Raw genomic sequence first — 12,783 nt, 5'->3', positions numbered from 1 at the left:
GAGCTTCGCTATCTAGTGGAAAGTTTGGTCAGTATCCGCGGTTCTGGTCTCAGTTCCCAAGTCGGAGAGAGCGTGCTGACAGCTGCTGCTCCGATACTTCGCCCTGATCCCGTGCAGATCGCTTCGCTGCTCGCGGGAGATCCCATGATGTTGTTGTCCGCCTGATTGTTTCGGAAATGATGTGTGTCTTACGGTCACACGATGGTGGCGGTGCCCTGGTCGATGACGGGTGTACCTGCTGCATCTGTTGTCTGGAATCGCACGACCGTGCCGTCGATCCACATCGAGACAGTGAGGCTCTCGCCGGGGAGAATGGGTTTCGTGAAACGACCCTCCATCGCGCGGAATCGCTTCGGCTCCGAGTTGGCAGCAGCATGTAACAGCGCACGGCCGGTGAACCCGTACGCGCACATACCGTGCAGGATTGGTCGTGGAAATCCGCCGCGGGACGCGAACGAAGGGTCCGTGTGCAGAGGATTTCGGTCACCAGTCAGTCGGTATAAAAGTGCCTGGTCCGTGCGAGTGCGGTAGGTGACCTGATGATCGGGTTTGCCAGCGGGTTTCTCCCATTCCGAGGCCGGTCCCCGGCTGCCACCCCACCCTCCGGATCCACGGAAGAACATAGCGGATCGAACGACGCTCAGCAGACGTCCCGTATCGTCGCGGGCTTCGGATTCGACCTCGACGAGTGTTCCGGAACCCTTGTCGTAGACGCCCGCGATGGCACTGGACGTGGTTACCTCACCCTCGACGGGGAGTGCGTCGTCGATGATGAATCCCTGCTCGGCGTGGAGCATTTTCGACAGGTCCACACCGTCTGGCAACGGAATGAGGCCACCGGAGAGGGCGACATTCGCGAATGTCGGCAACACCTTCTGCGGCTTTGCCTCGCTGTTTTCGGTGGTGAACTCTAGTTCTTCCAACGGGTGGCCCTGCCCGGCACCCACTGCAAGTGCATACAGCAACGCATCCTTGGACGACCAACTGCGTGTGATCGTCTCACTTCGCCGACCCACCCACGACTCGTCGAACATCTAGTACCTCGTCTTATCTCGAGAGGTCAGCGGTATCGGTCCGCGACCTGGCGTGCTGCCTGGGGTGTCCTGCGGCGCCGACAGTAGGGCGCAGCACTCCACAGGTTCAGGGAAGACCCGTTTGCCTAATCGGATCCTGTTCTCTTTATACCTGAGCATATCGAGTGAATATTTTCAACAGGAGCTTCATTTCTTCGCCTGATCGAAAGATTGCGATTCGATCGCACTGGCCGGTGAAGTAGTGAGGGGGACTTGACAATACGTGGAGCGAGGTCCACGCTAGCTAAGCGTAACACGTTCCGATTGTTGGACGATGATCCAGGTTTAGCGGACAGGACTCACTCGATGTGAGCCACGTTCGAGGCCTTTCGTGTGCCGAGACGGTTGGTTTGTGTAGTCAGAAAGGAGCACCCCGTCCGGCCTAGTTCCACAAACAACACCCGACGCGAAGAGGGGCTACGCATTCGGTTCTGGGCCGTGGGTACCGAGTGCTTGTTCTGCCCGCGCAATCTGTCCTCGCTGCGGGTCCGATGACGCGCAGTGGAGCAGTGAAACAGGGAATGCGAAGGAGGACTGCGGATGGTGTCGAATATCGTGCTGTTGCAGACCTGTTCAGCCGCGCCATCTGCTGCGTCGTCATGTGTAGGCGTCCTAGGCTCGAACGCGTCCTCGTAGTGGCAGGGGAACTCGCGCCAGTCGGCTGCTACGAAGGTGTTCACATTCGAGAAGTGGCAAAGCCGGCTCAGCGGCGCCTGTGTCGAGGACCGGCTCCGCGTCGCTGCCCGACGGTTGATCGAGCCGGTCGGTACTCACAACGAAATTGGAACGTCACCAAGAAAATCGTCCAGCGTCGCTTTGGTGTGACTTTTGTCGAGGTTGACGAGGGAACGGCGGCATGCAGGAAAGAGCGCTCGGTGTCTGTCCCTGTGGGCCAACCCGATGGTCAACGGCGAAAGCTTTTTTCCTGAAGGACAATTGGATCCGAATAGCATAGAGCCGGCGGTGGTCACCCGTACTTCGGCGCGCACACCTGATGCTGAGTTGTCTGTGACATCGAGGGTTGCAACAACGACGCGTTCAGATCGTTCATTGGATGCCGCTACGCTCAATTGCCCCTGCACCCCGGTCAAACGAACCTGGGGATCGGCGATGACGATATCCAGAAGTCCGTCGTGTGCCCGGAGATGGATCCGGCCACGGTACTGGGCAATCCGAGTCCCGTCGGGCTCATGATGATCGGTGACGAGAGGCCAGTTCGTTGCCCTGTTCGACGATGGCAGAATCATATGAAATCTCGCCAAGTGCTCGAACGTATTGCAGCAATGACTCTTTCACTGACCATCTCAGTGACGTGGAGGTACCGATCTCTGGCATTTCCATAGTGATCTCGTTTCTCTACCTACGCGCATCAGGAAGTCGCGATCGGATTGAACGCAACCAAGGATCGGACCCGTCGCTGTCGACCATCGTCGGCCAGGTCCGTCGATTATAGACGCTCGATGTATATGTACGTCAACAACTTTCGCCTAAACAGGCTAGTCGGTCGTTCAATGGCTCAGCCTGCCGGTGCACCGCGAGAACAGAAGTTGAGCGCTTGATTCCCGGTTGGTCGACAGGTGATACTCGTGATTACTTGTCGGCAGAATTACTGTGGCAGTTGAGGCCCGCGAGAACGAGGTCGACGACTGATTCGATGTATTTCTCGACCCCGGATTCGAACTCTTTGAGTTTCGACATCGGGGTCATCAAATAATGGTGCTCGATTGTTCCTGTGACAGCATCGAGTACCAGGGCTGGCGACGTACCCTCTATGATTTCACCGCGTTCGATTGCGCGAAAGATAATTCCACGACCGTTAGCAATAGTTTCACTGCGCAAATCGGCTATTTCGCCCTCGAATAGTTCGGGATAAATCTTTGCATCAATCATGGCTCGCATTCGCACTAAGCCATAATCGCCTAGTAGCCAATCTGCCGTCGCTCGGCCAAGAGTAAGAAGGTCGCCACGAAACGTTCCGGTATCGAAGTCGACCTGGGGACCTTGGTGGGATCGCAACGCGGCTGACATTATCTGTTCTTTCGTTTGCCATCGCCGGTAGAGGGCCGCTTTTCCAACCTTGGCGTGTCGCGCAATGAGATCGAGATTCAGTCTTGCCCACCCCAGATCTCCGTACAATTCCAGCGTAGTGGACAGAAGACGTGCTTCTATGTCTGGATCGATCGGGCGCCCGCGGCCGGATGGTTGCTGGATGGCGCGTGACATTGGCCCATCATGCCACGCGCCATCCGGCACTTTCTTCAGGGCATCTCGTCAGTTCTGGTCAAGCCCGATGCAGTAGCGACGTACGGCCCGCGCACTTGCTCAAAACTGGTGTTCGAAAGATCTCGTACGCAGTCTCACGATGATTCTCGGACCGGATGATCGATCACTTGCTCCGGCGACTCGGGTTGGTAGGCCTTTCCACCCAGCTTGTTAAGGAATGGGACGAGCGCAAAAATTAGAACGCAAACACCGATGCAGACGGCCCAAATTGTTATGAATGCGCTCTCGCTAGGTATTTTCGACCCACTCATCAGCATGCCGGACATGATCGCGGCGAACGCAGCGCCAGCGATTGCCCCAGCCATCGTTCGAGACGTGTTGTACAGAGCGCCCGCGATCGCGGAGTCTTCCGGACGTGCACGAGAAATGACAAGGGCGGGAAGAAGCGCGACGAATATTCCAGTTCCGAGGCCACCAATGATGCCCATTGAGATGAAAGCGGGCAGATTGTGTCGGAATGCGATTAACCCGCAAAACCAAACTGCAATCAGCAGGGAAGATAACTGTAGTGCCGTTCGAGTTCCGACTCGTCGCGAGAAACTGTCGGCGAACGACGACGAAATCATGAGGGCAAGGGGGGCCGGACTGATAGCAAGCGCGATGCCCATCGAGTCGAGGCCGAATCCGTATCCGACGATGTCGGGCTTGGCCGAGTAATACAGTGCAGCAACAGCAGCGGAACCGTAGAACTGCACACCGAATATACTTGTCAATCCCAACAAGAATCCGACTCCTCCCTTCGTCAGCAGAGATAAATCGACCAACGGGGTGCTGATTTTCTTCTCAGTCGCAACAAAGGCGACAAGCAACACTGCGCCGCCGCCAATTGTCATCAGGGTTGTTGTAGACGTCCATCCCAGCTTGTTTCCATTGCTTATTCCGACGAGGAAGACCGCGAGGCCGACGCCAAGGAGGGCAGCACCGATCCAGTCAATGGACCCTGTTGTACGACTGGAAGTTTCGGGCACGAAATATGCAATGAGAACTAGGCTTGCTAGTGCAAGTACGGCAGGCAGAAGGAGGACGAGAGTCAGATTGGCGTTGGTTCCGAGTATCCCGGCCAATAGGGTGCCTATCGCTCCTCCGGCACCAAGACACCCAACTAATATTCCGATTGCGCGACCTGCACCAGCGCCGGCTCGTTCCCGGAGAATTGCCAACTCGAGAGGGAGAAGCGCGCCCAGCGTTCCTTGGATGATTCTGCCCAACAAGAAGATCCCGAACGAGGGTGCTAATGCTGTCATGACCGTTCCGACAGTCACGGTGCCAAGCACAATCAGCACCATTCGCCGATGACCGTATTTGTCGCCTAGTTTGGCCAGCAGAGGTACACAGACGACAGTTGATAATAGATAGGAAGCCTGCACCCAGTTGAGTTGTGCTGGGTTGGCAGTGAACTTCTGCCCAATTTGTCCTAGAAGCGGTATGTACCACGTCTGAATGAGTCCGCTGGTGAGTTCGGATGCAGCGAGGAATCCGATGACTGCGAATGCTCCGCGGTGCACGGTGGAAGCCGAAAGCCCCGATTGCGTTTTCTGATCGGTCACTGGCACGCCTCGTTGGAAAATTCATCGTGAGTTGAGTTGTCAGGCATGGGTTCTCGTGTCCTTCTCGTCAAGGTTTACGGGTCGACCGAATAAGAGACGACTATCGTCCGCTGAACTGTATGGAGTGACGAATAACTGTGTCAAGGGTCACATTTCTTTGCTGGAGGATTGCCGCCGTCGGACGAAACCGGTTGCGGCCCAACGTCCACGTCCTACATTGTCAAGTTGCCTGCCGCTTCGAAGGCGGGGCTGCGGACCGTTGATCTCGAATCCGAACCGGTGGAGTTCTGCGCAGCTGACTGCAATCGCATTTCCAATCGGGTCTTCGGCAGCCACCGCCAGTTTCTGCCGATGTAAGCGATACGATCGGGGCTGTGAAGAGGTCGGAGATCAGCGCTCTGCGCCGCCGATGGTCAGTAGAGGACGTCGAGAATCTACGGGCGCAGCTGCTTGATCAGTCGCGAATCACCAAGCCGCCTCACACGCTCACCTCCCCGTGGCCCGCGACCGAGAATGAGCTGCTGGATTTGTGTGGTCTGACGGTGGGTCGCTATGGATTGGACATCAGATTCGTCACGCTGGAACGTATCGATCTGAGTTTCGTGCGCGGTGCGCTCACGGCGTTCGAAGCCGAATTATTCGACTGCCGCTTCGATTTCGCCGCATTGACCGGCCAACCACGCTTGAACCGCAGATTCGAACGATGCAGTTTCCGCGGCGCCACCCTCTCTCGTCTGGCGCTCGGGCCGAAGGTTGTCGATTGCGATTTCACTGGAGCGAAAGCCCACAAGCTACGTTCCGTGCCCAATACCGTGTTCGATCGGTGCACGTTCGACGACTCGGACCTCGCAGGTGCGCAGTTCTCCGACACCTCGTTCGTCGATTGCACCTTCGGTGCCGTGCGGTTCTCCGCGTCGACGAGCTTCGTGCGGTGCTCGTTCACCCGTACCATCATCGATTTCGGCATGGCACAGGTCTCGCGAACGACGAGCGACGGCACAGCTGTGCCTGACCAATGGAAAGGTGAAGACGAGGCAAGCGTCGCACTGGAGCGGTATGCCGCCCGCTACGCCCGAGCCATTGTCGCGGAGGATGAGGATGAGGATGAGGATGGGCCGGCCGTCAAGTCCGAAACTCGAGTGAAGAGCTAGCTGACGTTGACCTCGGCTGCTTCGTCCGCCTGCCCGTCCGGCGGCGACGGTCAGGCGCGTGGTGAACGCGGAGACACTCGAGGCTCTGCACTCCGCTATCTGCTCTCGAATGTCGTTGTACGTCGACGCGTCAGGGGCTACCAGTCGTACAGCGTCGTTGATGCCCTCGATTCGCTGCGCCTCAACTGTTTCGAGTTCACCTCGGTCGATTCGGCCAAGAAATCGGAAGTCGACGAACAATTGGATCTTTTACAGAGGCCGGCACCGCCGAAAATCGCAAACGGATTGTTCGTCGTGAAGGACGACGTGTCGCTGTTCGACAGCTTCGAGCCTCTGGATCGGCATCTCGATGTGGGCGTAGCCTTCGTCCAGGTGGAGTTCGACTCGTTGATCGATCCACGGGTTCCCAATGGGGATTCAGTTTCTGACCACGGCGATCTGTGTTCGGTGGTGCGTCGGATTGTCGATCTCGTCAACCGTCGCGACAGCGAGGTCGGTATAGGTGAATGTCGGATCGGATGAATGCAAGAGTTCCGGGCCGGCGCTGACTAGTAGTGGGCCGGTTTCGGCGTGCTCTGCGATGACCACAGGAGGGGGAGTGATTACCACCCAGTCGAGTTCGCTCGGGCTCTGCTGGAGGAGTTCGAGTTCGAGGGCATGACCGACGGTGAACGGCTTCGCTTCGTCGGGGAAGTCAAGGGTATCCACCAGTCGTATTCCCGGGGTCGGTTCGAGGGTTGTTCCGATCCCGATCACGAGTAGACGCCTGGTCTGCAGTCCTCCGATCAATGCATGCGTGGATGCGGAAAAGAACTGGTCCGGTGGTACATCCATGCTAGCGCCGGCATTGATCACCGCATCGGACCCTGCCGTGAGTCGGCGTACGTCAGCGACATCGGTGACGTCGCCCGTGACGCCGTCGATGTCGGGGTGCGCATGTGGGTGGCGCATCACGGCTAGTACGTCGTGGCCCCGGGCGCGGGCCTGTGCCAAGATTCGACGACCCGCGCGGCCGCCAGCTCCGAACAACACAATCCGGCTCATGCTTTCCTCCGTTCACTGCGTCACCGAGATGGCGACGGGGACGCGTTCACGGTAGAACGCGCCCCCTCGGTTACCGCAACGTAAGCGACTCGACATCCGTAGTGTGGATTCCATGACTGGACCTCTGGATTCAGAACTATTCGCCTCGTGCGGGACGGTTCGTCCTCCGGTGCAGGTAGGCGGTAAATGGGATGCTCAGATCATCTTCTGCCTCCTCGGTGGGGCCCGGCGGTTCTCCGAGATACAAGTCCCGATGCGGCACGTTGCGCCGAAAGTCCTCACCGAAACTCTGCGAACTATGGAGCGTGACGGGTTCGTCAGTCGGACAGTGCATTCGGAATCTCCGCGCCACGTTACCTACGCTTTGACCACTCTCGGATACACACTCACGCAACCACTGCAGGCTGCTTGTGAGTGGTCTCAAAAACACCTTCCGGCGGTGATCGAGTCGCGGCGGCAGCACGAAGCTGGGCTCGCTTGACGGGTCGCGTGGCGGGGTTTCGTGTCAGCGAATCACTAGGTCATGGTCGGTGGCGCTGAGAGTGATCGCTGCAATGTGGTTGCCGCGCATCCAGTCTCGGACGAACGCGTCCAGTGCAGGGTTCGATTCCCGGGTCGCGTACGCGTCCGCCGGGATTTCGATTGCCCCGACGAGGTGGCGTGGGTTGGCATCGAGGCCGGGCCCGCGGGGTGTCATTCGGAGTCCGTCGGCGGTGTGCAGGATGACCGGAATGCAGGTGCCGTCCGGTGCGGTGACTGTCGCGGTCCGGGTGGTGGCGACGGGGTCGAAGTGGTCCACGTCCAACCGGTAGCCAGAAGGCTGTGCGTGCTGGCCGATCGCGTCGAGCATGCGCGGGTCCACCACGGTGTACGGAAAACCGATGTCGATCAGTGTCTGACCGTCGATGGCGCCGTTGCGCGCGGGCAGCGTTGTGGACAGGTCCCGAGGGGCCGCGGGGGCCAGGGTATCTGTCGAGCGGTCTGTCGGCGTGTTCTCGATCGGCGAGCCGAGGAGGTCCGCGCCCGTTGGTGTGAACTCCCACAGGCCGCCTACGAGATCCTTGTGCCAGAAGCCGGATTCGGTGCCGTTACGGCCCTCTACGCGCAACTCGCGCCGATTCGGGCCGGGGCCGAGGGAGTGCACACTGATCGCGGATGTGATCTCGCCGGGAATCTTGGGTTGGTGCACCCAGTCCGGAGCCGGCAGTTGGATTGCGGCGGTGCTGCGGTCGAGTGTTTCGACGACGAGGTTGGGCGCGGACGGTTTATCCGACTGGTCGTCCCAGCTGTAGCGGAAGAAGATCGAGTCCGATCCCGACGAGTCGAAATCGAATGTGCGGGTGTACATGTCGCCGTACTTGTTCATCACGAAGGTGGTGGATCCGGCCGCCGACAACGAGTCGGCCTGGAACCGCCCGCCGAGCGGCCCGCCGATCTCGTAGCTGTCGTCGTTGGGGAGCCACGGGTCCGCGTACGTGATGCGGCTGCCGTCCCCGGTCAGCGCGGGGAGCATTGTCATCTTGCCAAATCCGACGAAGTGGATTCGTCCGGCGATGTCGGTGAAGGTTTGGTTGTCCCACGGCGACGACACGCTCAGCGCCCATCCGTTCGGCCGGTCTCCTGGTAGTTGGCGGCCGGGGGCGCTCCACAGGGGTGCGCCCCACGCGGAGGTCCAGTTCCAAGCGAGCGGGTGCTGGGACGCGTTGTCCATCGTGTAGATCCAGCCGTTGTCGTCGACCGCGACGAGTTCGTCGTCGTCCAGCGATATCCCGACCAGTCGGCCGCGCAGGCACTCGGGCATCGGTACGAATCGCCAGGGTTCGGTGGTAGACGCGTCGGCTTCCCGTGGCCGAGTGAGCAGGTCGTGGCCGACAAGCGCGAAGTCCCAGAATCGGTTGAATTGCGTTGTCGGCGTGCGAACCTCGATAGATTCCGGGGCGGTCGAGCCGGTGAACGTCGGCAATTCGGCCAGCCCGATGCGCCCTCCGCCCGATGGAGCGCCCGGCGGCAGCTGGGCGGTCCCGAACGGTACGCAGCTCGCTGGTCCGGCCTCGGCGGGTGCGGCCGCGGCGAGGGGAGTGGGCCACAGCAAGCCTGCGGCGAAGAGGACGCCGACACACAGAAGTCGCATTGGGCGCGGGTGCAACACTCTACGGCTGGTGTCGATCATTGTCCGATTCTCGCATGCATCGACATGTCCACCGCGTTGCTAGTGAGGACGGTCCATCCGTGTCGAATGCGGCGCAGCGTGCTGATTGTGGCCTTGGACGTAGGTAGCGGATGCGTCGCTGCTCCACAGTGACCAGGAGCCCGTCCAGTCAGGCGGTCGGGTGCTCGGAAGGCGTCATCGCGGTCAGTAGCGCGAGGAAGTTCCGGAATGCGGCAGGCATGTCCACCTCGTCCGGCGCCAAGAGCCACTGGATCTGTATGCCGTCGATGACAGCTATGAGTAGTGGTGCAGCTTGCTCGGGTGTGAGCCCGCCGGCCAATCGGTCCCCGAGCTCCGCGCGCAGCAATTCGGCCATGCCCCCTCGCACGGACGCATAGCGCTCGGTGAAGAACTCACGCGCTGGGTGCTGCCCGGTCGCGCTTTCGGCGGCGAGTGCGGTGAAGGTCTGGACGACTCCGGGCCGGTCGGCATTGAATTCCACGATTTGTTCGAGGTGCGACAGGCGCACATCCGTCGAGTTCGCGAGAAGGGCTGCGGCGTCCCATCGGTCGCGAGCGTCGAGCACTCCGATCAGGAGGTGCTCCTTGCTGGGAAAGTGGTGCAGCAGTCCGGGTTGCGTCAGGCCGACGCGCTCGGCGACGGCAGCGAGAGTGGTGCCGCGGTATCCGCGCTCCGCGATCTCGGCCATTGTCGCGTCGAGAATGGCCTCGCGCCGGGCCTCGGCCTTGACCGCCCGGCCACCCCGTTGTCGCTCAGTCATGCAGTGAGCCTATCGACGGAAGCGTTTCTCATCGCGCCTGGGTGAGGATGACGGCCATCAGTCCCGCGTCCTGGCTCTGGGGCGGCGCCAGAGCATTGCCAAGGTGACGGCCCCCGCGATGACGCGAACGGTGTTCAAGGACTTCAATTTCGAGTCTCGATGCGCAGGGTGAGAGGGCAGTCGGCCGACGAGGCACCGACGTGGAGATCATACGAACCGGGTCGGTAGCACCAACTACGGCTCTGCTCGTCCCAGACCTCGAACGCACGACGCGGCAGAGTGATTGTTGCCGTTGCGGTTTCGCCGGCCTCTGCCACCACGCTCGCGAAGCCGGCAAGCGCACGGGCGGGTCTGGACGGGTCGATGTCGGCGGCAGCGAGATACACCTGCACAACCTCGCGTCCCTGCCTAGATCCAGTGTTGTGGATGCGAACCGTGACGGTGTCGCCTTGCCATTCGACGCTCTCGTATTCCCACGTGGTGTAGCCGAGACCGTGTCCGAACGCGAACGCGGGTGCGACATCTGTTCGGTCCCAGGCGCGGTAGCCGATGAACAGGCCCTCGGTGTACGTGAGCTTGCCATCGACGGGTGTAACATCCGTGACCGGGCAATCTGCAAGTGTTGCGGGCCAGGTGGTCGGTAGCCGGCCACCCGGCTCAGTCAGTCCGACCAGAACATCGGCCAGTGCGGCGCCGGCTTCCTGGCCGGGGAACCAGCTCAACAATACCGCCGAGACATCGTTCCGCCAGGGCATCTCCACCGGCGAACCCGAGTTCACGACAACGACAGTTCGCGGGTTAGCGGCAGCTACGCGGGAGACCAATTCGTCTTGACGCCCCGGCAATTTCAGTGTGCTGCGGTCGAAGCCCTCGGACTCGACCTGGTCAGTTGTCGCGACGACAACGACGGCGACGTCCGCCGCCTTCGCGGCATCGACCGCCTCGGCCATCAGCTCTTCCGGGTCTCGTTGCGGCTCCTGGTGTCCCAGACTGAAACTGAGGATGTCGATCGGCGAACCCTCCATTTTCATCGGAGTGTGCTTCAGGACCACTTCGACAGGTTCTCCGGCAGTCAGTTCGACGGAGCCGCGGTCCTTCGGGGCACCGAAGAACAGCTCGAACGGATCGAAGCTTTCCAGGAGTTGGTCACCGTCGAACAGAGTTTCACCGCCGACTGTCAGGGTGAACATGCCGAGTCCCTTGGTGCCGAAGCGATGTGAACCACTCTCACTGGGTGTGAAAGTGCCGAGAAGCTCGATTGTGTGCAGCGCTTGGAAGTCGAGGCCTTCCGGGAGGATTCCCATCCATGTGATCATTCCGTTGGGCAGGTCGAGTTCTCGAAGCAGCGTTCCCGCAGCGTCGTAGCACCGGGCGCGTAGATCGAATCCTCTTTCGGCGGTACCCATCTGGTCGGTCAACGTTGTGCCGATGCTGTAGCTGAGCGAGCCCTCGGGCAGTGCTGCCGTCAGTCCGTCGAGTGGGGACACGACGGACTCGGGAAAGACCATTGCGGAGCCGCCACCGAGGACGCGGGCGTCGCGGGCGGCCAGTCCGATCAGTGCGACGGTGGTAGTGCTCGGGTCGATCGGCAGGATCGTCTCACCGCCGATGGGAGCATTGCGGGTCAGTACGAAGGAACGGCTGGCGATCTCGTGGGCCAGAGCGCGGCCGTCGACCGGCGCGGGGAGTTCGGTCACCGCAGGATTGGCGTCCTCGAGGAGGCCCGCGCGCGCCGCGAGCAGTAGGACTCGGCGCACTGCGTCGTCGACTACCGACTCGTCGACCTCGTCATTCCTGACTGCCTCGGCCAGTAGCTCTCCGTAGACGGAGCGGGGGCCGGGCATCGCGATGTCGAGGCCACCCAGAATCGCGCCAAGGGTCGAGCGCGTTCCCATCCAATCCGAGACTACGCAGCCGTCAAATCCCCACTCGCCCCGCAATACTCCGTTCAGAAGTTCGTTGTGCTCGCTCATGGTGGTGCCGTTGACGCTGTTGTACGCGGACATGATTGCCCAGGGTCGGGAGTTCTTCACGATGTCCTCGAAGGGCGCAAGGTAGATCTCGCGCAGCGCATTCGGGGACACAATGTTGTCGACGGACATGCGGTCCGTCTCGGCGTCATTGGCTACAAAATGCTTGACGGTGGCGCCGACGCCACCGGACTGCACCCCGCGGACGTAGCCGGAACCGATTGCGCCGGTGAGCAAAGGGTCCTCGGAGTAGGCCTCGAAGTGTCGGCCGCCAACCGGGGTGCGGTGCATGTTCACGGTCGGAGCGAGCAACAGGTGCACGCCCTTGCGCCTGGCTTCCTGCGCGAGCAGAACTCCCGCACGCGCGATCAGGTCAGGATCCCAGGTCGCGGCCATTGCGGTGGGCGACGGCAGCAGAATTGACGGATCGTCCGGTCCCCAGAAGACGCCTCGCACACCTACCGGTCCGTCGGACATCACCAGCGACCCGAGCCCGATTTGCGGGAGGGCAGGAAGGGTCCACATGTCCTGGCCCTGGAGGAGTCGTGCTTTCGCATCCAGGTCGAGCTTGGCGAGTGCTGATTCGACGGCCTCGTAAGTTGCTTCGTCCCGCAATGTGCACTCCTTCGACATGGTGTGGGTTGGTTGCCCGTCCGATGGAAACTCATCGTGCCATCAAACTTAATAAATGATAGGTGTTGTTACTAAAACGTTATATATTGGCTTGGCCATGCCGAAGGTGCTTCTCCGGCAAGCGAACTCGAAGTCGTAACGATTAGATTACA

General features: G+C 60.5%; 11 protein-coding genes. 2 read left to right on the top strand and 9 right to left on the bottom strand.

The window, feature by feature from the left end; genetic code table 11:
• Positions 1-194: 194 nt before the first annotated feature.
• The 5 genes from C7T36_RS07330 to C7T36_RS07315 form a co-directional block, all read right to left on the bottom strand.
• The gene (locus C7T36_RS07330) at positions 195-1,034 is read right to left on the bottom strand and encodes a MaoC/PaaZ C-terminal domain-containing protein (protein WP_045064404.1); all 840 of its coding nucleotides are present in this window, start codon (positions 1,032-1,034) and stop codon (positions 195-197) included.
• Between the two features lie 651 nt (positions 1,035-1,685).
• Entirely contained in the window at positions 1,686-1,847 is a 162-nt protein-coding gene (locus C7T36_RS30065) for a hypothetical protein (RefSeq protein WP_155276675.1), read from the bottom strand.
• On the bottom strand, positions 1,844-2,320 hold the full coding sequence (locus C7T36_RS07325) for an HtaA domain-containing protein (protein WP_045064402.1): 477 nt from the start codon (positions 2,318-2,320) through the stop codon (positions 1,844-1,846). The genes C7T36_RS30065 and C7T36_RS07325 overlap by 4 nt, the downstream gene beginning before the upstream one ends.
• Before the next feature lie 343 nt (positions 2,321-2,663).
• Positions 2,664-3,296, bottom strand: coding sequence for a TetR/AcrR family transcriptional regulator (locus C7T36_RS07320; RefSeq protein WP_052683330.1), 633 nt, complete (start codon positions 3,294-3,296; stop codon positions 2,664-2,666).
• Between the two features lie 134 nt (positions 3,297-3,430).
• The gene (locus C7T36_RS07315; protein WP_045064401.1) at positions 3,431-4,903 is read right to left on the bottom strand and encodes an MFS transporter; all 1,473 of its coding nucleotides are present in this window, start codon (positions 4,901-4,903) and stop codon (positions 3,431-3,433) included.
• A 374-nt stretch (positions 4,904-5,277) separates the two neighbouring features.
• Between C7T36_RS07315 and C7T36_RS07305 the strand changes: the two genes are divergently transcribed.
• Entirely contained in the window at positions 5,278-6,054 is a 777-nt protein-coding gene (locus C7T36_RS07305; RefSeq protein ID WP_045064397.1) for a pentapeptide repeat-containing protein, read from the top strand.
• Positions 6,055-6,471: 417 nt separating this feature from the next.
• Here C7T36_RS07305 and C7T36_RS07300 read toward each other — a convergent pair whose 3' ends face one another.
• Positions 6,472-7,098 carry an NAD(P)-dependent oxidoreductase gene (locus C7T36_RS07300; protein WP_045064396.1) on the bottom strand — a complete coding sequence of 209 codons (627 nt, stop codon included), beginning with the start codon at positions 7,096-7,098 and terminating at the stop codon, positions 6,472-6,474.
• A gap of 112 nt (positions 7,099-7,210) precedes the next feature.
• On the opposite strand from C7T36_RS07300, the gene C7T36_RS30765 reads away from it, so the two are divergent.
• Entirely contained in the window at positions 7,211-7,579 is a 369-nt protein-coding gene (locus tag C7T36_RS30765) for a helix-turn-helix domain-containing protein (protein WP_045066646.1), read from the top strand.
• Positions 7,580-7,603: 24 nt separating this feature from the next.
• Here C7T36_RS30765 and C7T36_RS07290 read toward each other — a convergent pair whose 3' ends face one another.
• From C7T36_RS07290 to C7T36_RS07280, 3 genes are all read right to left on the bottom strand, one after another.
• Positions 7,604-9,268: a hypothetical protein gene (locus C7T36_RS07290; RefSeq protein ID WP_239654611.1), complete on the bottom strand. Its 1,665-nt coding sequence runs from the start codon at positions 9,266-9,268 to the stop codon at positions 7,604-7,606.
• A gap of 148 nt (positions 9,269-9,416) precedes the next feature.
• The gene (locus C7T36_RS07285; RefSeq protein WP_045064394.1) at positions 9,417-10,028 is read right to left on the bottom strand and encodes a TetR/AcrR family transcriptional regulator; all 612 of its coding nucleotides are present in this window, start codon (positions 10,026-10,028) and stop codon (positions 9,417-9,419) included.
• Positions 10,029-10,171: 143 nt separating this feature from the next.
• A complete protein-coding gene (locus C7T36_RS07280) occupies positions 10,172-12,613 on the bottom strand; it encodes a beta-glucosidase (RefSeq protein WP_239654610.1) in 2,442 nt (813 codons plus the stop codon).
• Positions 12,614-12,783: the final 170 nt, after the last annotated feature.

It is taken from the genome of Rhodococcus sp. AD45-ID (assembly GCF_003023755.1).
In the GTDB taxonomy this organism is placed as follows: Bacteria; Actinomycetota; Actinomycetes; order Mycobacteriales; family Mycobacteriaceae; genus Rhodococcus_F; species Rhodococcus_F globerula.
This window is presented reverse-complemented; position numbering and strand designations above follow the sequence as displayed.

Excerpts from the sequence above, each read along its gene's own strand:
- C7T36_RS07330 (WP_045064404.1), bottom strand. The coding sequence starts at position 1,034 with ATGTTCGACGAGTCGTGGGTGGGTCGGCGAAGTGAGACGATCACACGC.
- C7T36_RS07300 (WP_045064396.1), bottom strand. The coding sequence starts at position 7,098 with ATGAGCCGGATTGTGTTGTTCGGAGCTGGCGGCCGCGCGGGTCGTCGA.
- C7T36_RS07290 (WP_239654611.1), bottom strand. The coding sequence starts at position 9,268 with ATGATCGACACCAGCCGTAGAGTGTTGCACCCGCGCCCAATGCGACTT.
- C7T36_RS07325 (WP_045064402.1), bottom strand. The coding sequence starts at position 2,320 with ATGATTCTGCCATCGTCGAACAGGGCAACGAACTGGCCTCTCGTCACC.
- C7T36_RS07285 (WP_045064394.1), bottom strand. The coding sequence starts at position 10,028 with ATGACTGAGCGACAACGGGGTGGCCGGGCGGTCAAGGCCGAGGCCCGG.
- C7T36_RS07320 (WP_052683330.1), bottom strand. The coding sequence starts at position 3,296 with ATGTCACGCGCCATCCAGCAACCATCCGGCCGCGGGCGCCCGATCGAT.
- C7T36_RS30765 (WP_045066646.1), top strand. The coding sequence starts at position 7,211 with ATGACTGGACCTCTGGATTCAGAACTATTCGCCTCGTGCGGGACGGTT.